The 21,279-nt window shown below is 66.3% G+C and carries 20 protein-coding genes; 2 read left to right on the forward strand and 18 right to left on the reverse strand.

Translation table 11 applies throughout. From position 1 onward, the window contains the following. Nucleotides 1-17: 17 nt before the first annotated feature. From GEM_RS11405 to GEM_RS31235, 10 genes are all read right to left on the reverse strand, one after another. Nucleotides 18-1,937 carry a type IV pilus secretin PilQ gene (locus tag GEM_RS11405; RefSeq protein ID WP_014897560.1) on the reverse strand — a complete coding sequence of 640 codons (1,920 nt, stop codon included), beginning with the start codon at nucleotides 1,935-1,937 and terminating at the stop codon, nucleotides 18-20. Then, complete coding sequence (locus tag GEM_RS11410; protein WP_014897561.1) at nucleotides 1,938-2,543, reverse strand: hypothetical protein; 606 nt, start codon at nucleotides 2,541-2,543, stop codon at nucleotides 1,938-1,940. Next, the gene (locus GEM_RS11415; RefSeq protein WP_014897562.1) at nucleotides 2,540-3,106 is read right to left on the reverse strand and encodes a hypothetical protein; all 567 of its coding nucleotides are present in this window, start codon (nucleotides 3,104-3,106) and stop codon (nucleotides 2,540-2,542) included. Before GEM_RS11415 ends, GEM_RS11410 begins: the two co-directional genes overlap by 4 nt. Beyond that, nucleotides 3,103-3,633 (reverse strand): membrane protein, encoded by a 531-nt coding sequence (locus GEM_RS11420; protein WP_014897563.1) that lies wholly within the window; start codon nucleotides 3,631-3,633, stop codon nucleotides 3,103-3,105. Before GEM_RS11420 ends, GEM_RS11415 begins: the two co-directional genes overlap by 4 nt. Next, nucleotides 3,630-4,496, reverse strand: coding sequence for a hypothetical protein (locus tag GEM_RS11425; RefSeq protein ID WP_014897564.1), 867 nt, complete (start codon nucleotides 4,494-4,496; stop codon nucleotides 3,630-3,632). Before GEM_RS11425 ends, GEM_RS11420 begins: the two co-directional genes overlap by 4 nt. Then, the gene (locus GEM_RS11430) at nucleotides 4,477-6,195 is read right to left on the reverse strand and encodes a GspE/PulE family protein (RefSeq protein ID WP_014897565.1); all 1,719 of its coding nucleotides are present in this window, start codon (nucleotides 6,193-6,195) and stop codon (nucleotides 4,477-4,479) included. The genes GEM_RS11425 and GEM_RS11430 overlap by 20 nt, the downstream gene beginning before the upstream one ends. An 18-nt stretch (nucleotides 6,196-6,213) precedes the next feature. Continuing rightward, nucleotides 6,214-7,416 (reverse strand): type II secretion system F family protein, encoded by a 1,203-nt coding sequence (locus tag GEM_RS11435; RefSeq protein WP_014897566.1) that lies wholly within the window; start codon nucleotides 7,414-7,416, stop codon nucleotides 6,214-6,216. 57 nt (nucleotides 7,417-7,473) lie between these two features. Beyond that, nucleotides 7,474-7,890, reverse strand: coding sequence for a type II secretion system major pseudopilin GspG (gene gspG / locus GEM_RS11440; protein WP_085963784.1), 417 nt, complete (start codon nucleotides 7,888-7,890; stop codon nucleotides 7,474-7,476). Between the two features lie 216 nt (nucleotides 7,891-8,106). Further along, the gene (locus GEM_RS11445) at nucleotides 8,107-8,781 is read right to left on the reverse strand and encodes a response regulator (protein ID WP_014897568.1); all 675 of its coding nucleotides are present in this window, start codon (nucleotides 8,779-8,781) and stop codon (nucleotides 8,107-8,109) included. A gap of 30 nt (nucleotides 8,782-8,811) precedes the next feature. Next, nucleotides 8,812-9,453: an SCO family protein gene (locus tag GEM_RS31235; protein WP_187293246.1), complete on the reverse strand. Its 642-nt coding sequence runs from the start codon at nucleotides 9,451-9,453 to the stop codon at nucleotides 8,812-8,814. A 797-nt stretch (nucleotides 9,454-10,250) separates the two neighbouring features. Between GEM_RS31235 and GEM_RS11455 the strand changes: the two genes are divergently transcribed. Then, nucleotides 10,251-11,369: an ATP-binding protein gene (locus GEM_RS11455; protein WP_014897570.1), complete on the forward strand. Its 1,119-nt coding sequence runs from the start codon at nucleotides 10,251-10,253 to the stop codon at nucleotides 11,367-11,369. 13 nt (nucleotides 11,370-11,382) lie between these two features. Here the strand turns inward: GEM_RS11455 and GEM_RS11460 are convergent, their stop codons facing one another. Beyond that, nucleotides 11,383-12,162: a response regulator gene (locus GEM_RS11460; RefSeq protein ID WP_014897571.1), complete on the reverse strand. Its 780-nt coding sequence runs from the start codon at nucleotides 12,160-12,162 to the stop codon at nucleotides 11,383-11,385. A gap of 533 nt (nucleotides 12,163-12,695) precedes the next feature. Between GEM_RS11460 and GEM_RS11465 the strand changes: the two genes are divergently transcribed. Beyond that, on the forward strand, nucleotides 12,696-13,322 hold the full coding sequence (locus GEM_RS11465; RefSeq protein ID WP_014897572.1) for a lytic transglycosylase domain-containing protein: 627 nt from the start codon (nucleotides 12,696-12,698) through the stop codon (nucleotides 13,320-13,322). 128 nt (nucleotides 13,323-13,450) lie between these two features. Here the strand turns inward: GEM_RS11465 and GEM_RS11470 are convergent, their stop codons facing one another. From GEM_RS11470 to GEM_RS11500, 7 genes are all read right to left on the reverse strand, one after another. Then, complete coding sequence (locus GEM_RS11470) at nucleotides 13,451-13,960, reverse strand: hypothetical protein (RefSeq protein ID WP_014897573.1); 510 nt, start codon at nucleotides 13,958-13,960, stop codon at nucleotides 13,451-13,453. Nucleotides 13,961-14,095: 135 nt separating this feature from the next. Next, entirely contained in the window at nucleotides 14,096-15,286 is a 1,191-nt protein-coding gene (gene ccsB, locus GEM_RS11475) for a c-type cytochrome biogenesis protein CcsB (RefSeq protein WP_014897574.1), read from the reverse strand. A 183-nt stretch (nucleotides 15,287-15,469) separates the two neighbouring features. Further along, nucleotides 15,470-16,159 carry a c-type cytochrome gene (locus GEM_RS11480; protein ID WP_014897575.1) on the reverse strand — a complete coding sequence of 230 codons (690 nt, stop codon included), beginning with the start codon at nucleotides 16,157-16,159 and terminating at the stop codon, nucleotides 15,470-15,472. 156 nt (nucleotides 16,160-16,315) lie between these two features. Further along, nucleotides 16,316-17,701 carry a hypothetical protein gene (locus GEM_RS11485; RefSeq protein WP_014897576.1) on the reverse strand — a complete coding sequence of 462 codons (1,386 nt, stop codon included), beginning with the start codon at nucleotides 17,699-17,701 and terminating at the stop codon, nucleotides 16,316-16,318. Nucleotides 17,702-17,861: 160 nt separating this feature from the next. Then, nucleotides 17,862-19,577: a c-type cytochrome gene (locus GEM_RS11490; protein ID WP_014897577.1), complete on the reverse strand. Its 1,716-nt coding sequence runs from the start codon at nucleotides 19,575-19,577 to the stop codon at nucleotides 17,862-17,864. After that, entirely contained in the window at nucleotides 19,574-20,404 is an 831-nt protein-coding gene (locus GEM_RS11495; protein ID WP_014897578.1) for a hypothetical protein, read from the reverse strand. The genes GEM_RS11490 and GEM_RS11495 overlap by 4 nt, the downstream gene beginning before the upstream one ends. 5 nt (nucleotides 20,405-20,409) lie before the next feature. Beyond that, nucleotides 20,410-21,249: a hypothetical protein gene (locus tag GEM_RS11500; protein ID WP_014897579.1), complete on the reverse strand. Its 840-nt coding sequence runs from the start codon at nucleotides 21,247-21,249 to the stop codon at nucleotides 20,410-20,412. Nucleotides 21,250-21,279 lie beyond the last annotated feature (30 nt).

Consider the following 21,279-nt stretch of genomic DNA (forward strand, 5'->3'; position numbering starts at 1 on the left):
GGTGACGGAAACCGGCCTTAAAATGATGGCGACGACACGTCGCCGCGCTCAAGGCGCTCAAGGGGCACGCATTCGACAATGCGTAACAAGATCACGAGGTTACCTTTCATCAACAGGTCATTGATCCGATCGACAAGCAGCTGATCGGCGTGCACGTTGACGTCGGTGCCCGACCACACTTCCTGCGTGTCCGCATCCGCCGCAACTTGCGGCCGAACGATATGCGGCGTGATCTGCAGCACGATCTCGGTCTTCTTGTGATCGCCGCCGTGATCCGAGAACAGGCGGCCGAGCACCGGCAACTGGCCGAGACCCGGCACCTTGTTCGCGTTGCGGCGGTCCTCGTCCGAAATCAGGCCACCCATGATCTGCGTTTCGCCGTCCCGCAGCCGCAGGCTGGTCGACGCGCTGCGCGTACCGATCTGATACGCGAGCGAGCTCAGCCCCTGCGAGTTGCCGCTCGAGATCGTGTTGGTGATGTTGCTGACTTCAAGATTCAGCTTGATGCCGACGTCGCCGTCGCGATAGACCTCCGGCTCGACCTCGAGCTTGATGCCCACGTCGAGGTACTGGATCATCTGCGTAAACGACGGGCCACTGGTGCTCGGCGTGCTCGAGCTGGAAATCACGGGCACCTTGTCGCCGATCATGATGCGCGCCTTCTCCTTGTTGCGCGCGCGGATGCGCGGACTCGCGAGCAGATTCGCGTCGGTATCGGTCAGCTTGAAGTCCGCGGTGGCCGACAGGCTGCTGACGTTCAGCGCATTGATCGGCAGATGGTGCAGCACCCCCCATGTATCGGCCGAGCTCGGCGTCGACACCGTAAACGAATTGGGCCAGTTGATACCCAACTGCGACATCCGGTCGTGCGATACCTCCAGCACCTCGACCTCGAGCATCACCTCCGGCTGCGGCAAGTCCTGGGCGGCAATCATCTCGTCGGCCACCTTGATCATGTCCGGCGTGCCGCGGATCGTCACCGTGTTCGCGCGCTCGTCGATCACGGCCTCCTTCACCTTCAACAGGCTCTTCAGCAGCGACTGGATCTGCTTCGCGTCGACGTTCGACAACTGGAACGTACGCACCTTGAGCTCCTGGTATTCGAGCTCCTTGGCCGGCGTCGCCGGATAGATGAACAGCGTGTTCGCGTTCATCTGCTTCTTGTCGAGCTGGTTCTGCAACAGGATCATGTCGACCGTGTCCTGCAACGACGCGTTCTGCACGAAGATCGTCGTCTTCAGGTCTGCGCGCACGTCGCGATCGAAAATGACATTCAGCCCGGACGTCCGCGACAACGCCTCGAACACCATCCGCACGTTCGCGTCGCGGAATTGCAGCGACACCGGCGTGCGCATGATCGATGACGCCGCGAGCTTGTCGTCGCGCTCCGCGTGTTGCTGGCGGCGCTTTTCGTCGAGTTCCGCCTGCATCCGCGTCGCCATCGTATTGGCCGGATCCTCGACCAGCACGCGATGCACGCGTTCGGCTGCCTGCGCGTACGAACCGCGCTTCATCATGCGGTCCGCTTCCTGCAGGATCGCAAGATGCTTGCGGTCCTGCTCGATCATCGTGCCGATCCGGCGCGCGCGCTCGCTGGTCGGATCGAGTTGCTTCGCCATGTAGACCGAGCGCGCCGCGTCGTCGAACTCGTTCTTCTGGCGAAACGCCTCCGCGTTGTCGAGCAGCTCGTCGACTGCTTCGTTGCGGTCGTGCAATGCGTCGATCTTCACCTGCGCGTTGGTCGGATCGTCGTGAACGTTCGGCACATGCGCACAGCCGCCGCATGCGAGCAGCGCCACGGCGATCGCCAGCGCGCGTTTCGTCGCGCACCGGCTCGCCGGCGCCGGTCGCGCATCGGCCGGGGGGGCGGAGCAAAGGCGTGTCGACCGGCCGCCTTCCCCATTGCGGCGCGCACCCCGTGTATGTATGGTTTCCATTTACTTTCCTTCCACTGGAATGGGCACCATCTGGGTCTGGTTCAGCGGCAGATAGGTGATCACCACGTTCGACTCGGACACCGAGTCGACGCGATACTGGCTGTCGATCACGTCGCCCGGAGAAACGATCAGCAACTGATCTCCGTTGCCGAGAAACACGTGAGGCTTCGCTGACTTGGCATCCTGTTGGCCGAGATAGACGAACGGCACCGGCGGCGCGGTCGGCGGCGCCGGACGCGTTTCGGGCGGCGGCGGCACGACGGGCGGCGGCGGCAGCCATGACGACGCCGTGAAGGGATCGTGTGCCGCTTCGACGGACACGGGCGCACGCAATGCGGCGAGCTTTTCCCGCGGGGTCGCCGCCGCATCATGCGACGCGGGCGCAGGCGCCGCGGCATGAGCGGCAGCCGCGACACGCGCGCGTGCCGGCGCGGGCGCCGCGCGCGCACCATCGCGATGGACGACGACGCTTGCAGCCGCCGGCGCCGGCGCCGGTTGCTGCATCGCCGCCACCAGCACGCGATATCCGGTGCCGGCGACGACGAGGCATCCCAGCGCGAGTACGAGCCGATTGCGCGAAGCGGGCTTCATGACGGCGGAGATCATGGCTGGGCGCTCCGATAGACGAGCTCGAAACGCACCCGCGCGTCGAGCATGCTGCTGCCCACGGCCGGACGCTCGACGTGGATTTCCTGCAGCGCCGCGTTCGGCACGTTATTCAGCACCGATGCGAGAAAATGCCGGATCGCGCCGTATTCATCCTTCACGGGCAGCAGCACCTGGTAGCGCGCGAAGCGCGCACCCGGCTCGGTCGTCACCTGATACTCGGCGGACCCGAGCGTCAGATGGCTGTCGCGCGCCTGCTCGAAGATCGACGCGATGTCGTCCGCGCTTTGCGAAAAACGCGGAAAGAGCCCCGGCAACGTATCGAGCGTCGTCGCGTCCGCCGCCGCGCCGGGCGTGTCGGCCGGACGATGGCTGCGTGCGGCCCGCACCACACCGGCTGGCGCCTGCATCGCGCGCGTGTCGGACTCCACGCTGGCGATCGCCGCATACGTGATGGCTGCGGCGCCGAGCATCAGCATCCCGGCGAGCCCCGGCAGACCGAATGCGCGTCGCCACTCGAAGCGAAGCGTGAGCAGGCGGTCCGCCAAACGATCGGCTTTCATGATTTCCTCCAGACGGCCGTGATCTGGAAACGCACCGGCTTGCCCGCCACGTTGTCCTCGACGAGATGACCGTTGAGCGTCGCCTCGCGCAGCACGACGCTCGTCTGCAAGTACTTCAGGTACGCGATCATCGCGTCCGGGTCCTTCGCTTCGGCCGTGATGCGAATCTGGCCCTGTGACGGGTTCTGGTCGATGCCGATCAGTGCGACGTCATGGCCCGGATAGTCCTCGACGATCGAGAAGAGCGTCTGCCACGGCACGGTCAATTCGCCCAGCACGGCCTGGCTCTGCTTTTCCGCCAGCCGGGCGGCCGCGGTCGGCGGCGGCTTCGTGACGTGTTGCTGCGCGAACGTGCGATGCTGGACGACCGCCAGGCTCTCCCTGACGCGATCATTTTCCGCATACGCGTGCCAGAGCCGGACGGCGCACACGCCCCACACCAACACGGCGACGCCGAGCAGGATCGCGCCGCTCGTGCCGATGCGGGCGCGGCGCCGGCAAAAATCGATGTCGAGCGTGCGGATCATGACGCGTACTCCAGCAACCGGCGCGCAGGCGAACCATCGAGCGCCGCGCGGTCCGGCAGGACGGCCGCGGCAAAGCGTGCCTCGAACGGCGCGGCGTCCGTGTCGACGCCGGACAGATAGACGTGGCAGTCGTCGCGCTTCAGGCCCGAGCGCGTCGCCGAGCGCTCGAACAGTTGCTCGGCGAGCTCGGCAAGCCGCGACGCATCGCCGGACTCGCCCGGAAAGAGGCGCTGCGCATCGTACGCGGCCCACTCGCCACGCTCGATCATGACCGCCTGCAGCAACGCTTCGCCAACGACGAGCAGCATTGCATCGCCGTCGATCTTCACCGCGACCCGATTCAGCGTCTCCGGAAGCCCTGCGCGCAGACAGCGGATGCGGACATCGCCGGCTGCGCCCGTCTCGTGAATGCCGTCGTACAGCGTGCGCGGCAGCGCACTGGCAAAGAGCGCACGGCCGCCCTGCCGCACGCAGAAGCGCGTGACCAGCGACTCGGCGGCGACCCCATACGTGTCAGAGAAATGCGCGAGGGCGATTTCCTCGAGTTCGCGTGCGTGCAGCGCGCGGAAGTCGCCGCGCAGGATCGCGTGGCAACACCAGAAATCGTCGAGCACGATGTGCGCGCCGCGCGCTTGCGGCCGCTTCGCGCCGCCGTCGCTACCGGGCGTCGCGGCAAGCGCTGCACGCAGGGCATCGAGCACCGCCGTCTCGATCCCGAAGCATTCGTCGGGAATGACGACGCTCAGCGGATCGGCGACGAACCCGCGCCGGCCCGGCCGCCACAGTGCGGGTGGGCGGATGCCGACGACGATCTCGCGCGTTCCGACGCCGATCGCAAGCGGATTATTCGACCATGGTGACACGATTGATCTCCTCGAGCGTCGTTTCGCCCCGCCTCACCAGGTCGATCGCCGACGCCCGCAACGTCGTCATGCCGTAGCGCAGCGCCGCCGCCTTGATATGCCCGAGCGGCGCGCGCTCCGACAGCAGTTGCCGCAGTTCGTCGTTCATGCGCAATGCCTCCGCGATCGCACGCCGGCCGCGATAGCCACTGCCGCGGCACATCGCACACCCGGTACCGCGGCGAAACAGGTAGCTGCCGGCCGTGTCCGGGTCGATGCCCGAGCGCGCGAGCGCATCCGGGTCCGCCGTGTCCTCGGCGAGGCAGTCCGGGCAGCACTGACGCAGCAGCCGCTGCGCGATCACGCCGTTGAGCGCCGACACGAAGCTGTACGGATCGACCTCCATGTTCGTGAACCGGCCGATCACGTCGAACACGTTGTTCGCGTGCACGGTGGTGAACACCTGGTGGCCGGTCAGTGCGGCCTGCACGGCAATCTGCGCGGTTTCGGGATCGCGGATTTCGCCGACCATGATCTTGTCCGGATCGTGCCGCAGGATCGAGCGCAATCCGCGCGCGAACGTCAGGCCCTTCGCCTCGTTGACCGGAATCTGCAGGATCTCGCCCAGTTGGTACTCGACCGGATCCTCGATGGTCACGATCTTCTCGAGTCCGTTGTTGATTTCAGTGAGGATCGCGTAAAGCGTCGTGGTCTTGCCGCTGCCGGTCGGGCCCGTGACGAGCAGCATCCCGTACGGCATCGACGCGATCGACCTCATGAAGCGCGTGTCGCCGGGCTGGAATCCCAGCGCCTCGAGCGTCAGGCCGCCTGCGGACTGGGACAGCTGGTAGCGGTCGAGAATCCGCAACACCGCGTCCTCGCCGAACTGGTTCGGCATGATCGACACGCGAAAATCGATCTCGCGTCCGGCATACATCGCCTTGAAGCGCCCGTCCTGCGGAATGCGGCGCTCCGCGATATCGAGCTCGGAAATCACCTTCACACGCGACAGCACCTGGTCCGCGACGTCGCGGCCCTCCACGCGCCCCACCACCGTCAGCACGCCGTCGACCCGGCACTTGATCATCAATCCGTTCGCGCGGCATTCGAGGTGAATGTCGCTCGCCAGCATCTTGAGCGCGTCGTAGATCGTCGAATTGAGCAGGCGCACCACCGGGCTGTCGTCGCTACTGATGCCCTGCAGCGTCAACGCGAGCGACGCCGGATCGGGCGCACTCTGGATCGGATCGTCGAACGCGAGCGAATCCATCGCGCGGATGTCCTTCTCGCGCACGGCGAGATAGGCACCCAGGTCGCCCGCGCTCGCGAGCGCCCAGCCGTACGGCAGCGCCGGATGCGCACGCATCCGGTGCTCGACCCAGCCGCGCGTGCGGGCATCGAGCGGATCGGCGATCGCGAACAGCAGCACGCCGCGCTCGGGATCGCGCAGGCACACGCAGAGGCGCGCCGTCGCCTCGACGAACGGCACCAGCTCGAAATCCGGCTCCAGGCGGTTCAGCTCGCGTATCCCGATCGGCTTCATCCGGAACTGCGAGGCGAGCCGCTCGCGCATCTCGTCCGCGCCCAGCGCCGTCTGCGCCGTCAACGCCTCGAGTGCGCGAATGCCGGAACCGTGCCGTTCGCCGAGCGTGCGAAGCAGGTCGCGCAGTTCGGCATCCGGGTCGGGATGGTGGTCGGGGGAGGAAGTAACGGTGTCCACGCGCGTCTCCAGGACGGCCTACTGAATGCTCGACGCGATCTCGAAGATCGGCATGTACATCAACACGACGATTCCGCCGATCACCACGCCGATCACGATCATCATTGCAGGCTCGATCAGTCTCGAAATCAGGTCGATCGTGCGCGACACCTGTGCTTCCTGAAACGCGGCGATCCGGTCGAGGACGGGCCCGAGCCCGCCGGTCTTTTCGGCCACCGTCAACAGGCGGTAGCCGATCGCGTTCGCAAGGCCGGCCTGCTGGAACGCATCGGAAATCTTCGCGCCATTGCGGACCTGCTGCAGCGCGCCCGCAAGCGCGGCCTGGTCCGCGCGGCCGACCAGGCCGCGCGCGAGGTCGAACGCGCGGATGGCGGGAATGCCGCCGTCGACCAGCATCGCCGTCGTGCGATAGAACTGCGACTGGCGAAACACGCGGAAGTGTTGCCCGATGCCGGGCAGCGCCAGCAGACGATCGGCGAGCCAGATGCGCAGTGCCGGACGCCGCAGTGCGACACCGGTGGCCACCGCCAGGACCGCGAGGCAGCCCGTCAGCTCGGGGCCGTGCGCATGCACCATGCTGCCCCACGCCATCAGCAGCCGAGACATCAGCGGCAGTTCGCGCCCGCTGTGTTCGAGCAGCGTCGCGAAGCGCGGCACCACGAAGCCGAGCAGGAACAGCACGACGGCCGCACCGACGAACAGCAGCACCGTCGGGTAGATCGCCGCCGACACGACCCGCGCGCGCAACTCGCGCAGCGTCGCGCTATTGTGCGAATAGCGCGTCAGGCTGTCGGCCAGGCCGCCGGTCTGCTCGCTCGCCTTCACGCACGCCACCAGTACCGGCGGAAAGATCGGGCTCGCGTGCTCGAGCGCCGCCGACAGCGACTGCCCTTCCTCGAGTTGCCGCAGCAGGTCGCGACACACCTGTGCGGACGCTTCGCGCCGCGCGTTGCCGCCAAGCGTGCGCAATGCGTCGACGAGGCCGACACCCGCATCGAGCAGCGCCGCCAACTCGCGCGCGAACATGTCGACGTCGAACCGCGCACCCGGTATCCCGAACCGGTTCGCGCCGCGCCGCTGGCGCCCGGAGTCCGTGCTGACCGATACGACGCGAAGGCCCCGCGCGCGCGCGAGCGATGCCGCGCTCGCCGGCGAGTCGCTGTCGATGCGAAGCGTCTGCACCGAGCCGCTCGTATCGAATACACGCAGCACGAATTTCACGTCGACTCTCCTTGCGGACTGCTCACGATATGTGCAGCGACCGCAGCCATGCTGCCCCTACCACGACGAGATCGTCACGTTCTCGCCGGTACCGCTGCCGCGTCCGTCCTTGCCGAGCGAAAACAGGTCGTAGTCGCCATGCTCGCCCGGCGAACGGTACTGATAGGGCCGCTCCCACGGGTCCACCGGAACGGCTTTCTGCAGATAGGGACCACTCCACCGCGATGCGCTTTGCGGCTTGTTCACGAGCGCATCCAGCCCCTCCTCGGTGGTCGGATAGGCACCGACGTCGAGCCGGTATTGATCCAGCGCCTGGCCGAGCGACACGATCTGCGCCCGCGCGATCTTCACGTTCGACTTGCCGACCTGTTCGAAATACCGTGGCGCCACGAGCCCTGCCAGCAACCCGATGATGACCATCACGACAAGCAGCTCGAGCAGCGTGAAGCCGCGACTCGCGCACGCGCGGCACACGTGTCGTCCGTCACGCTGCCGCTGGCCCGACGCGCCGGCCGGGATCGAGAACGATTCGTGGCTCACGGCTTCCTCCCTGTATCGACCCGCGGCGTCGGCATTGCCGATGCCGCTGATTGCATTCTTGTTCACGTCGGTACGGGTCAGAAGTAGGGAGTGCCGTCCATCCCCATGGGTAGATCTCCCCCTGTTGGGCCCTGCCCCAATGGAGGGTGTTCACACACGGTCGTCGTCGTTCAGCGTGAGCACACCGACGTCGATCGCGAAGTGAACGAGACCGGTCAGATTCGCGACGCCGAGCTTGCGCATGAGATTGGCACGGTGCTTGTCCACCGTTTTCGGACTGACCTTCAGGCACTCGCCGACCTGCCGGCTCGTGTGCCCCTCGACGACGAGCCGCAGCACCGTGCGCTCGCGATTCGTCAGCGCGTTCCACAATCGCGCCCGGTGCGCGTTGGTGTCGTGCAGCCCGGGCAGGCCGGCGCGGGCCCGATACGCATCGAGGCTGACCACGCACTTGCCCTGCATCACGAAACCCATCTCGCGAACCAGGTCAGCGAACGGCGAATCCTTGACCACGTAGCCGTCCGCGCCGGCGGCAAACGCTTCTCTCACGTTGTCTTCGCTGCGATGAACCGTGAGGACGATGATCCGCGCATGCGGCACGTCGCGCTTGATCGTCGCGATCGCGTCGAAGCCGCTGCCGCCCGGCATGGACAGATCCATCAGGATCAGGTCGGGCCGCGTTTTCTCGGCGAGACGGCAGGCCTCGACCCCGCCGCTCGCCGCGCCGACGATGCAGTAGTCGGCCAGCTCCGAAACCAGGTGACTCAGGCCGACTCGCAACAGATGCTGATCCTCGACGATCAGCACACGGTGCTTGTTGTCCAATTTCGACGCTCCTTTTCAGAGACGTGGCACCTAGTTGGACGCGACGACGTCGCGATAGGCAGCGAGCAGCTCGGTCGGCGTCGCGAAGCCGTCGATACGCAGCCACGGCTGGCCCGGCGCGGCCCGCACGAACGTCACCGGCGTGTGGTTCATCTTGTCGCCGCGATACACGTTGAACGCGCGCTGCGCCGCGACGCTCGCATCGACCGTGCCGGTGTAGTGCTGCCATTCGGGGCCGGCGCCGAAGCGTGCCGCGTAGGTCCTGAGGCGCTCCGGCGTGTCCGCCTCCGGATCGATCGAGATCGACATGATGTGCACCTTGCTGCGGTCGGCGCCGAGTTCGCCCTGCAGTTGCTCGAGCGTCTGGCTGATCATCGGGCAGATGGTCGTGCAGCTGGTGTAGATGAACGTCAGGATCACCGGCCGGCCGTCGTCGAGTTCCTTGGCCAGCGAGACGGCCTGACCGTCGTCGCGCACGAGCTGAACCGACGGCACCGCGTACTGGACCATCGTGTGAACAGTGCCCGGCGTGACGGCGTGATGCATGTGCATGCCGGCGACTGCGGTCGCGCCCTCGGTCATGTGTGCTTCGGCCTTGTCCGCCGCATTCCCGGCGGGTGCCGCCGGCACGGGCGCCGCGGGGCTTCCGGTGGCGGGCTCCGTAGGCGGCATCGCGGGCTCGGCAGCGGGCTCCGTCGCCTGCTCCGCGGCGGGCTGCATCGCGGGCTCGGTAGCGTGCTCCGTCGCCTGCCCCACGGCGGACTGCATCGCGGGCTCGGTCGCGGGTTCCATCGCCTGCTCCGCAGCGGGCTGCATCGGGGGCTCGGTCGCGGGTTCCATCGCCTGCTCCGCAGCGTGCTGCATCACGGGCTCTGGGGCGGGCTCCGTCGCTTGCTCGGCGGCGTGCTGCATCATGGACTCGGCAGCAGGCTCAGCCGCCTGCTCCGCGGCGTGCGTCGCGGCGCTGTCGGCGGCGTTGCTGGCGGGATTTTCGACACCGTTTTGCATGTCGTGTCCCATCAGACTATTGCCGCCATCCGGCGCGGCGTTCTCCGTGACGTTCGCGTTCGCTGCTGCGTTTTCGGCGGCCACGCCGCCGGCGTTCTCGAGCACGCTGCCATCGGGCGCACACCACGCTGGCGTCGCGGCAAGCGCGACGCCAGCGACCACGAATGCGCCCATCGTCGATCTGGCGATCCTGTTCATACCGGCCTCCCTGACACGAGTCCAGGCAGCGGACAATTCCGTGCCCCGCCATTGCAGTGTCATGAATTTGATCGCGAGCGTCATGGGATGACGCCCCCCAAAGGCCAGTAGGACATGCCCGCTTGGAGGGAATGCCCCGCTGCATGCGGCAGGTATGTCCCTATGCCGTACACGCGCAATCCCCATGTTGCAGACGGGCTCAGTCACGTCCTAGAATGACGGAAACCTTACGGTTTCCTGAAAATTGAGCATCGGGAGCTACCATGATTGACCGCCAGCCCGAAGGACCACGGATCAGGCTGCTCGATCTGATCGATGCGATGCGCAAGCTGCGCAGTGCGGTGCGTCCGGACGATCGCCGCACCGGTATCGTCACCGATGCACGCGGCGCGGCGCTTGCCATTCTCGCCGACGACGGAACCATCGTATCGGCCAATCGCAGCGCCGCGGCGCTGTTCGGATATACACCCGCCGAGCTCGTCCGCCTGCACCTGTGCGAGCTGGCGCCCGAGGATACCCACGTCGAACTGGCGCAAGAACTGTCCAGGAGCGTCGACCTGCAGCAACACTCGTTCGCGGCGATGCTCAGCGGGCGAAGCGGCCATCCCGCACAATTCGTCGTACATCAGCAGGTGCTTCCCGGCACACGCCTGTCGCTGACACTGTTCGAAGAGCCGCCGACGCCCGAACCCGAACGGCGCGGCGGCGCCGCAAACGATGCGGGCGTGCATGCCCGCGACACGTATCTGCTGATTGGCCAGCAGAAGGAACGACATCGGCTGGCCGCGGAATTGCACGACGGGCTCGGCCAGGCGCTGACGCTCATCAAACTGATGAATGAGGACGCGCTCATGCGGATTCGCCGCGGCGACATCGCCGACGCAACGAATCTGCTCGACAACGCCGTGTTGCGGATCCGCGAGACGATCGGCGAAGTACGCCAGATCTGCGGCGAACTGAGGCCGCCGATGCTCGACAAGCTCGGACTGCCGGCCGCGCTCGCGTCGCTGTGCCGGCGCATCGAGCGCGACGCGGATCAGCTGTCGGTCGAGTTCAATTGCGACGTCGACGACGACGACATACCGGATCATCTGAAGGCGGACATGTTCAGAGTCGCGCAGGAGGCGCTCCACAACATCGTCAAGCACGCACAGGCCACCGAAATCGTGCTCGGCCTGCAACACGACGCGGGCGGCCTGCTGCTGACGATCGACGACAACGGCGTCGGCTACGAGCGCAGCCCGCTCTCGACGGACGACGCGCGCGCGGCGGGGCTCGGGCTGATCGGCATGCAGCACCGCATCGAGTCGCACGGCGGCACGTTTACGATCCGGTCGTCCGCCACGACGGGTACGCGCGTCTCGGCAACCTGGCCGCTCTGACGTGCAGCCGCGTTCAGCGCTTCGCGCCACCCGCCGGATAGTCGTCCAGCCGCACGACGACGTCCGCCGCCGTCCCTGCGTCGACTACCGGGTGCGGCGCCACGTCGTCCGCGTTCGGCTCCGCGCATTTCGCCGCGAGTGTGGTCAACAGCCCCATGTTCATCGCGACGAGCACCAGTTCCGTCAGATTCGCAAGATGGAGCTTGTGCATCATGCTCGCCCGATACTTCTCGATCGTCTTCGGGCTCAGGTTCAGGTACTGACCGACCTGCCGGTTGGTACGCCCTTCCGCGATCAGCTTCAGCACGCTGCGTTCGCGCGCGGTCAGGATGTCCCAGGCCTTTTTCGGCGCAGGCATGTCGCGACCGGTCACGAACGAGTCGACCATGTAGCCGTACACGTCGGCACTCAGGTGCTTCTTTCCCTGCATGACCATGCGCATCGCGAGCAGCAATTCGTCAAACGAAACGTCCTTGAGCACGTAGCCATCGACGCCCGCGCGCAACGCCTCGCGCACGTATTCCTCGCTCTGGTGCACCGTGAGCACGACGATCCGGATGGTCGGCGTTCTACGCTTGATCGTCGCGCTCGCATCGATGCCGTTCATCCCGCGCATCGACAGATCCATCAGGATCAGATCGGGCGCGAGCGTCATTGCCTGATGGCATGCTTCCTTGCCGTCCCGCGCTTCGCCGACGACATCGTAATCGCCTTGCGCGCAAAGCATCGACCGGAGCCCGTTTCTCAGCAGATCGTGATCCTCCGCAAGGATCACGCGATATTTAGTATTCACGACTTTCCCCCAAGGATTCACGCGCTTGTACCGTGCTGGACATCGAGGTCTCGTTGCACGGCGCCGGACGCATTTCGTCAATGCTTCCCCTTGTCCGGTCCGGTGGCCGCTCTCCCGCGCGCGACTGGCCACGCCTGTCGACACAGCAAGGATCGCGCCACCGCGCCGCGCTAGGCACTCGCGCCACGCATTCCGCAGCGGAAACGTCGCGCAGCAGCAGGATGTGTTTCAGAGTTGAATCGTTTCGACGTTTTTCTTTGCATCCGTGCGACTACGGATGGCGGAGTTTCCGATCGCTTTTGTCGCGCGCAAAAACATTTCTTCTACCGCAACGATTGCCTTGAGCAGAAAACAACTGCTCGGCGTAAGAATCGTCAACTTCGATCGATTACGGCTCGTTACCGACGAATACTTCGGTAACAGACTTGCAGCGTTGCCTGCGGGCGTCGTTTCGGGTATCGAAGTGTAGGAGGGTGCCCCATTGTCGATGCGATGGCCCGGCCACGACAATGCAGGTGCAGGAGACCTGAAAGATGCACCGCCAACCTTCATCCGGATTGAAGCAAGCCATCGTTGCCGCATGCGTGGGAATCGCGTCGGCATGGTCGTGCGCCGCCCACGCGCAGATATTCGGCACGGTGTCGAACAATGGTGTCATCGTCCTGACCAACGAGCCCGGCACGGCCAATCTGAAAGTGATCGTCGCGGCCGCCCGGCCGGCCGAATCCGCGACGAGGCATTCCACGGCGAAACCGGCTGCCGCGCCGTCGTCGTTCGCGGACGTGATTGCCGAGGCGAGTCAGGCATTCAATGTTCCGCCCGAACTCCTTCGCGCGGTCATCGACGTCGAATCGGGATACAACCCGAAGGCGGTATCGGGCAAAGGTGCGCTCGGGCTCATGCAGTTGATGCCGGAAACGGCGCGGCGCTTCTCGGGCGGCGACATGTTCGATCCGCGTGACAACGTGCTGACCGGCGCACGGTACCTGCGCTTCCTGCTCGACCTGTTCAAGGAGAACGTCGAACTCACGCTCGCTGCGTACAACGCCGGAGAGAACGCGGTGATCCGGGCCGGGTATCGCATCCCGTCGCTGCCGCAGACGCGCGAATACGTGCCGCGCGTGCTCGCGCGCTACAAGCGCCTTCGCGCCGCAAGTTAAGTTGAGACACACGGCAGCCTGCACGCGGCGACGCCGCCGGGCATCGCGTGCACGATCCGTTGCCCGGCGTCATCAAGCGATGACGTCCGGCAACGCGTATATCGGGCTGCTGTCGGCCCGCCGGCGGCTCACGGAAATGCCGGGATGGTCGGATCCTCTCCCTGGAGATGCGCTTCGGTATGGCGAAGCTTGATCGCGTCTTCGATCTCGTGAACGCGATCGGTCGGCACGTCGATCATCATCAGCAATTCGCCATGCTCGATGCCGTCCTCGAAACGCTTCAGGCGCGTGCTCGGCACGTCGATGCCGATCATCGTCGACACCCATGCACCGAACGCCGCGCCGAACAGCGTGATCGCCACGACGACGCCGCCGCCGATCGGCAATTCCGCGGGCGGGAACACCAGGACGAGCAGCCCCAGCAGCATGCCGGTCGCAAAGCCGACTGCGGTGCCGCGCGCGAGCGACGGCAGCAGGTCGCTGCGTTGCAACAGCGTGGCTCCCGGCAAGCCGTCGCGCATGACATCGTGATTCGCGAGGCAATGGATATGTCGCCACTCGATGCGCAGCGACAGCAGTTCACCCACGATCGACCGCGCGCATTGCGCCGTCGGCAATAGAAAATAGACGCGTCTCATGGCAGCTCCTCCTACGTCACACCCGGAATGCAGCGATGCTCGTCGGGACATTCTGGTCCGGCACGCGCGCGGCTCATAGTAGTAATGCTCGCCGAAGTGCATGGGTAGAACATGGTAGGAAACGCCGCGCGTGCGTCAGAGTTGCCCGTAGCTGTGCAGCCCGGACAGGAACATGTTGACGCCGAGGAACGCGAACGTCGTCACGAGCAGGCCCGTGAGCGCCCACCACGCGGCAGCCGCGCCGCGCAGGCTCTTCATCAGGCGCATGTGCAGCCAGGCCGCGTAGTTGAGCCATACGATCAGCGCCCAGGTTTCCTTCGGGTCCCAGCTCCAGTAGCCGCCCCACGCCTGCGCCGCCCACAGCGCGCCGAGAATCGTCGCGACCGTGAAGAACGCGAAACCGACCGCGATCGACTTGTACATCACGTCGTCGAGCACCTCGAGCGTCGGCAGGCGATCGGCCAGCACACCACGCTCCTTCATCAGGTACGCGACCGACACCATCGCCGACAGCGCGAAGCTGCCGTAGCCGATGAAGTTCGCCGGCACGTGGATCTTCATCCACCAGCTCTGCAGCGCCGGCACGAGCGGCTGGATTTGCTGCGCGTCGCGCGCGACCGAATACCACATCAGGAAGCCGACGGCCGCGCTGATGACCAGAAGCACGAATGCGCCGAGCGCACGCGTGCCGTAATGCCCTTCGTAATACAGGTAGAGCAGCGCGGTAATCAGGCTGAACAGCACGAACACTTCATACAGGTTCGACACGGGGATATGCCCGACGTCGGCGCCGATCAGGTAGGACTCGTACCAGCGCACCATCAGCCCGGTGAAGCCCATCAGCACGGCGACCCACGTGAGCTTCTGGCCGATCGCGGCGCCCGATTCCGAGCGCGCGAGCAAGCCGATCCAGTAGAAGAGCGTCGCGAGCACGAACAGCGCGCTCATCCACAGGATCGCCGACTGGCTCGACAGGAAGTACTTGAGGAAGAACGCCGAATCGGCGCGCGCGAGGTCGCCCTGGTAGATCTGGATCGACAGCAGCGACAGCACGGCGATCGTCGCCATCAGCACCCGCGCGGGTTTCCAGCGCCAGCCGAGCGCGGCCAGCGCGGGCACGGTGCCGATCAGCACCGCCTTGTCGTAGTCATCCATGTGCGCGTGGTAGTGCCCAAGCGCGTAGCCTGCGCCCGCCACGAGTGCCAGTGCGAACAGCCAGTCGATGATCGACAGGCGTGCGAGAAACGGACGGTCGCCGCCCGGCTCGCACGCGCGAACCGCGGCCGGCGCGCGATGTTGCCGATACAGTGACGCGGCAGCGGACATCATGCCGCCGCGTGACGATTGAATTGCTTTCATGAGCGTCACCGGAATGGAACCATCGGGTTCGAATAAAAAGAGGCGCCCCGCCCCGGGGAAGGCGAGACACCTAAACGATCGCCGCCGGCGCCGTTCATCTGCCAACCCCGCGGCACCTGCCGCATCTGACGCCGGTCCGGCGGCGCCTGCTCATTGCTCGGCCTGCCGGCTCGCCGGGCTCGCCGGGCTCGCCGGTGCGTCGGCTTCCGCCGGAAAGGCCTCGACGTAGGCCGCGACCGCGCGCATCTCCTGCTCCGTCATGTTCGCGCACACCGCCTTCATCATCGCGCCGCGTGGCCGCGTGTCGGTTTCCCGGAAAATCCTCAGCTGCTTCAGCACGTAGTCCGCGTGCTGGCCGGCGAGCCGGGGAAACGCGCTCATGCCCTCGCCATGCTGGCCATGACACCCGACACAGGCTGACACGCCCTTGTCGGGCAGCCCCGACACGAAGATCGCCTTGCCCGCGTCGAGCAGCGCGTGATCGTCGGCTGCGCCGAGCACCGCCGGCTGGCCCGAGAAATAATCCGCGAGCTCGTCGATCTGCGCATCGGTCAGATGCGTGAAGCCCCACATGTAGCGCTTCGCATTCGGATCGGCGCGCGCGTGATGCTTGAAGTCGGTCAACTGATCGACGAGATATTCCTTGCGCTGTCCGGCCAGCTTCGGAAACATCGGCGACACCGACACGCCGGCCGCGCCATGGCAGTTCGAGCACACCTGCAGCGCGATGGTCTTGCCCGACACGGCCGGGTTGTCGACCTGCCGCGACCGCTCCAGGTCGTGGCAACCCGCCCCGGCCAGCGCCATCGCAAGCGACACGATATAAGCCACCTTGTTCATGTCAGGCATCTCCTTGCCGCAATTTCCGCCGCCGCGCGAACCGATTCCGTTCGGCGACGGTGCGCATCTGCATCGACACGCGATGCGAGATGCGCGCCACCCGCTCGCTGCGCGTGCTCCAGTCGGCCTGGCGAACGGGGAACGCCGGCCGGGAGGTCAGAACGACGCGACCCATAGGTACAGGAACAGCGTGTCGTTGTCCCGTGCGTTGCGGCCATTGCCGTCGTAGTTGGTCGTCGCGCCGAGGAACTTGCTGAAGTGCGTGTACTGCAGGCCGACGCGCACGTATTGCATCGGAATCCAGAATATCTCGGGCATCCAGCCCTGCGTGTTCGGATGGAAATTCCCGCTTGCCGAGTATCGCGCGCTGTCCGGTGTACCGGTCGTATTGAAGAACGACAGCGCAATACCGTACTTGTTCTGGTAGACATATCCGGCCTTGAGCCGCAACGAATTGAGATTCGCCGCCGTGTTGTCGGCCAGCACGAAATTGTTCGGATCGTGAATGTTCTCGCGCACATAGCGCGCCTGCGCGGTAATCGTGTGCGGCTCCAGCAGGTACTCGTACTGCGCGTCGAAGCCGTAGTCGCGATAGCGCGTCACGCCGGTGCCGAAAATCGGGAAATTGTTGGGGTCGTTCGGATAGACGTCGACGCTCATCCCGAACGCGCCGACCATCACGCTGTGCGGCCCCCAGTCGCGCGTCAGCGCGATGCGCGCATACGGGTTGTAGCCGCGCAGGTAGGCTTGTGGGTGCACCGGGTTCCCTTCGTCGTTGCCGTGGCTCAGGAACGACCAGATGCCGTCAGCCGTGCTGTAGACGGTCGCCTCGGCGTAGATCGTCTTGTTCCAGTACAGGTAGGCGCCTGTTCCCACGACCTGCGTCGCGAGCGCGCCTTCGATGATCGGCAGGGCCGGGATCTTGGCGACCGGGCTGATCGTCGACGCAATGTACGGGAAACCCCACGCGGGCGCCGTGTTGAAGACATCCTGCACCGTCGGATTGTTGTGCACCGTCAAGCCGAGGATCAGATCGGTCCCGGCGGACATGATCCGGTCGACGAAGCGGAAGTCGGTATTGTCCGATCCCCAGTGCCCCTTCCATTTTCCGCTCGGGTCCTGATGATCGTAATTCGTATAAGTAAACTGAGCGAAACCGCCAATCTTGTCGGTGATCTTTCCGGCGAGGAACACGCTCGCGAAATCGAACATCGGCAGGCCGTTCCTGGTATTGATCGGATTGCCGCTGGCGTCGCTGTTCGCTCTCGTCTTGCTCAGGTCGCCGATGGCCATCGCGGCGACCGGAATCGTGCGCTCGCCCAACGTATAGCCGTTCAGCTTGAACATGCGCCCGTACGGCGTGAGTTCCGGAAACTGTCCGCCAGCATGGCACGCGACGCAGCTCTGCCCGGTCTGGCGCGCAAAGATCGGCAACGCGTGCGCGACGGACGCCTGCAGCAGCGCGAGCGCCACGAGCACCATCAGCCAGCCGCGATGTACCCGGCGATGTCGCGCATCATGGCCGACCAGGAACGTTGTCATGGCGGTTTCCCTCCCCGCATCGTATGCCGCGATGCTCCGGCGCGACATCGGCACGTCGCACGATGCCTACATTGTGCGAAGCGGCCATCAAAACCGGCATGGGGCGACTCCCTCCATACGCGGTCTGATCCCTACTCCATCCGCAGGCGCGCACCGCCGCTCACGGAACGATCCAGTCTCCGTCGGCGGAGATCTTCGTGCGGTCCGGCCCGGCGAACCGCACGATATAGCCGCCCTTGGACGCAAAGCGCTGCCCGGGCGCGAGCGTCAGGCGCGGGTAGTAGCCGGTCAGGATGCGGCGTTCGAGCATGTCCTGGATGCGCTCGACCAGATACTCGGGCACGAACGAATCGACCACGTGACTCAGCGTTTCGGCGAGCAGGCCGCATGCGAGATAGGTATCCGCCTGCACCTGCGGCGCGACCATCGGAATCTGCCGAATCGTGAACCAGCCGAAGGCGTAGTCGACCCGCACACGCCGCCCTTCGGGCAAGTCGAACGGATAGGCGACCCGCGTCACGCCGCGCCAGCTCGTCGGCAGCGGCGTGCTGTCGAGCCCGCCGAGGAGCCCCGACATGAACACCGTGTCCGATGCGGGCGGCACATGGTCGAGCGCCGCGAGATCGGGCGGCCGCAGCCACAGCATGAGCACGTCGTCGCGCGGCATTCGGCGCAACGCGTGCGCGACGCCGTCGCGGGGCGCGAGCGCGTGATTCGACACCGCGATGCCGCGCGCCTTCAGTGCGGCTGCCAGCGCCTGCGCGCCGCGCTCGCCGTTGTCGCCCGCGCGATAGACCTGCCAGACGGTCTTCACCGGCCGCGCGCCGGCTTCGTCCAGGATGCGCTTCGCGATCAGGTCCGACTCGAGCAGCACGCCGCGCGAGAAGTACACGGAATAGAAATCGTGATCGGTCTCGACCGGCACTTCGACGTTCGGAAAGAGACACGGCACGGCCGCCTCTTCGCAGAAGTCGTGGACCGGCGCCCAGTTCCGGCCGCCGAGCCCCGACACCACGGCCAGCACCGGCTGCCGCGCGAGATACGCGTTCAGCTGCGCATGCCACGTGTCGGGTGGCCCGGTGAGCGACCAGACATGCAGCTCCCAGTGCCGATTGACCATGAACATCATTTTTCGCGTCGAGCGCAGCGGCGGTGTCACGCCGAACGGAAACGCGTTCTTGTCCGCGAAATAGTGCTGCAGGACGTCGAGCATGCCGGCCCGCTTCACCGGGTCCGCGTCCGGCGTGACGATCGTCGCGAAATGCAGCACCGTGTCCGTCACGCCCGGCAGCGTGCGCCGGTCGAGGCGTTTCAGATAGCCGGTCAGCGCGGCCATGTCGGCATCGTCGAGCGCGTACTGCGGCATCAGCCTGCCGAGCGGCCGGCCTTCCGAATCGATCCCGTCGCGCACGGCCCGCGCGAGCCGTTCTTCCGTGTACGGTTCGCGATCGGCGCGCATGCCGGGCACGTACGGAATGTCGAGATCCTCGCCGGTTTGCGCGCGAGGATGCGCAAGGTAGCGCCACGTGATCGGCGGGATCGTATTGTTGCCTTCCTTCGAACCTAGGCCGCTGCGCCGGTGGCAATTGATGCAGGCGGCCGCGGCGCCGCGCAGGCGCACGCCGTCCTGATGCACCGCCTCGAGCGGCGCGCCCGAACCGAGGATGCCGCGCTGGAAGATCGCCGCGCCCGCGTCCGCCGGCGCGGCGGATGCGGCGGATGCAGTCGGCACAGCGGGCGCCGCCGCCTCGTCGCCGATCGCGTGCCCGGCGCTCGCACCCAGCACGGCCAGCAGCAGCCATCGCGCCAGCCGTCTGCGCGACGCAGGCGGGCACGCCCCCGCGAGGGCGCGCAGCCGCCCCCCGATGCCGTTCATGGCCGTACCGTCGGCCGGCCGGCGCCGGGCTGCAGCGGCGCCGCGTTCGCATCGATTGCCACCGGACGGCGTCCGCCCGGCGACGCGGGCCGCGCGAAGATCGCGTCGTTGAGCGGCGGATTCAGCGACACCTTGTCGATGATCAGCGTGTCCTTGGCCGGCGCCGCCGCCGTGCCACTCTCGATCTTCATCGGGATCTGCAGGCCGTCGATGCGCTTGAAGTTGCTGTAGCTCACCTCCACGGTGAGCGGGCCGCCAGGCCCGCGCACCACGCGGTCGGCCTTCACGTCCAGGAACGTGTGGCTGTCGATCCACACGTGACGCACCGCGCCGGACGGCAGCTTCACCGCGAGGCGGTACGCGTCGTGGCCGCCGAGCGGTTCGACGCCGTCCAGCGTCACGCCGATGCCCTTCGCGTCATGGTCGATCAACGGCCCGTCGATCACCTGCTCGTCGCGCGCGGACATCAACTCGCCCGGCGTATACGGCCGCAGGCCCGCCCCGCCGTTCGCGCCCTGCTTCCAGCCTTCGCGGCCGTCGAACACGCGCACGGCCTTCTGGTTGAGCACGCTAAGCTCGAAGCGCGTCTTGTTCGGCCGCTTCATCGCGAGGATGAACGGCATCTCGCGCACGGGCGCGTTCGGGCTGTCCACATGGCCCGACCAGACCATCGTCTGGATCTTGCGCCATGCGTCGAGCCCGCCTCGCGCCGCGATGTTCTTCTCGACGACCTGATCCGCGGTCAGGTCCTGCCCCGGCAATTGCCCGCACGCGCACAGGGCCGCCATCGCGCAGCCGGCGAGCACCCACGATCCGATCCGTCGCATGGCCGTCACCTCGTCGGGCTGTCCGTCGGGTGGACCGCCGCCCTGGCGATGGTGAGCGGCGGCTTGCCGAACAGCGCGTCATCGGCCGTCTCGTTGAGCGCGACGTGCTCGATCGTGATCCGGTGCGTCTGCCTGACGCCGCTCACGACGGTCTCGAGCGTGTGCGGCATGACGAGCCCGTTCTCCTTGCGGTAATCGCGATAGAAGATGGCGACGCTGTGCGTCTTGCCGTCCAGCACGCGCGGTTCGCCGTCGATCTTCAGTTCGAGGAAGCTCGACGCGTCGACCCACAGGCGCCGCGCCTCGCCGTCCTTCGTCGTCAGCTTCAGCACGTACGCGCGGTGACCTTCCACCTGCTCCGTGCCGAGCGTCTGGATCGTGGTGCCCTTGTTCGCGTAGTCGATCAGCGGGCCGTCGAGCTCGGCGGACGACGCGGCCGACTTGAGCTGCGCCGGCGTATACGGCTCGACGTCGTTGCGGCCGAGGTACGGCCTGACGAGCCAGCCCTGCGAACCGTCGTACACCTGCAGGGCGGTCTGCTGCTCGAACTGGATTTCGAGCCGGCTCTTGCGCGGGCGCTTCAGCGTCAGCGTGAACGGCAGCTTCACGTTCTTCTTGCCGCCCGCGTCGAGCTGGCCCGTCATCCTGAGCGTCGACACCGCCTGCCACGCCTGCAGCCCGCCGCGCGCCGCGACATTGCGTGCGGCGATCTGCGCCGCGTCCATGTGCGCGGCCGACGCTGCCTGCGCATTCCCCGCCGCCGAGGCCGCGGAGGCGGCCTGGCCGCAAGTCAGAAAGACGGCGGCGCATGCCACCGAGATCGACTTGAAAAGAAACCGGTTCATGACTTGTCTCCCCGCATGCAGGCCGCCCGT

Origin of the sequence: Burkholderia cepacia GG4 (assembly GCF_000292915.1) — a bacterium.
GTDB classification, from domain to species: domain Bacteria; phylum Pseudomonadota; class Gammaproteobacteria; order Burkholderiales; family Burkholderiaceae; genus Burkholderia; species Burkholderia cepacia_D.

Excerpts from the sequence above, each read along its gene's own strand:
- GEM_RS11405 (WP_014897560.1), bottom strand. The coding sequence starts at position 1,937 with ATGGAAACCATACATACACGGGGTGCGCGCCGCAATGGGGAAGGCGGC.
- GEM_RS11410 (WP_014897561.1), bottom strand. The coding sequence starts at position 2,543 with ATGATCTCCGCCGTCATGAAGCCCGCTTCGCGCAATCGGCTCGTACTC.
- GEM_RS11415 (WP_014897562.1), bottom strand. The coding sequence starts at position 3,106 with ATGAAAGCCGATCGTTTGGCGGACCGCCTGCTCACGCTTCGCTTCGAG.
- GEM_RS11420 (WP_014897563.1), bottom strand. The coding sequence starts at position 3,633 with ATGATCCGCACGCTCGACATCGATTTTTGCCGGCGCCGCGCCCGCATC.
- GEM_RS31235 (WP_187293246.1), bottom strand. The coding sequence starts at position 9,453 with ATGCCGCCTACGGAGCCCGCCACCGGAAGCCCCGCGGCGCCCGTGCCG.
- GEM_RS11455 (WP_014897570.1), top strand. The coding sequence starts at position 10,251 with ATGATTGACCGCCAGCCCGAAGGACCACGGATCAGGCTGCTCGATCTG.
- GEM_RS11465 (WP_014897572.1), top strand. The coding sequence starts at position 12,696 with ATGCACCGCCAACCTTCATCCGGATTGAAGCAAGCCATCGTTGCCGCA.
- GEM_RS11470 (WP_014897573.1), bottom strand. The coding sequence starts at position 13,960 with ATGAGACGCGTCTATTTTCTATTGCCGACGGCGCAATGCGCGCGGTCG.
- ccsB (WP_014897574.1), bottom strand. The coding sequence starts at position 15,286 with ATGTCCGCTGCCGCGTCACTGTATCGGCAACATCGCGCGCCGGCCGCG.
- GEM_RS11480 (WP_014897575.1), bottom strand. The coding sequence starts at position 16,159 with ATGAACAAGGTGGCTTATATCGTGTCGCTTGCGATGGCGCTGGCCGGG.
- GEM_RS11485 (WP_014897576.1), bottom strand. The coding sequence starts at position 17,701 with ATGACAACGTTCCTGGTCGGCCATGATGCGCGACATCGCCGGGTACAT.
- GEM_RS11490 (WP_014897577.1), bottom strand. The coding sequence starts at position 19,577 with ATGAACGGCATCGGGGGGCGGCTGCGCGCCCTCGCGGGGGCGTGCCCG.
- GEM_RS11495 (WP_014897578.1), bottom strand. The coding sequence starts at position 20,404 with ATGCGACGGATCGGATCGTGGGTGCTCGCCGGCTGCGCGATGGCGGCC.
- GEM_RS11500 (WP_014897579.1), bottom strand. The coding sequence starts at position 21,249 with ATGAACCGGTTTCTTTTCAAGTCGATCTCGGTGGCATGCGCCGCCGTC.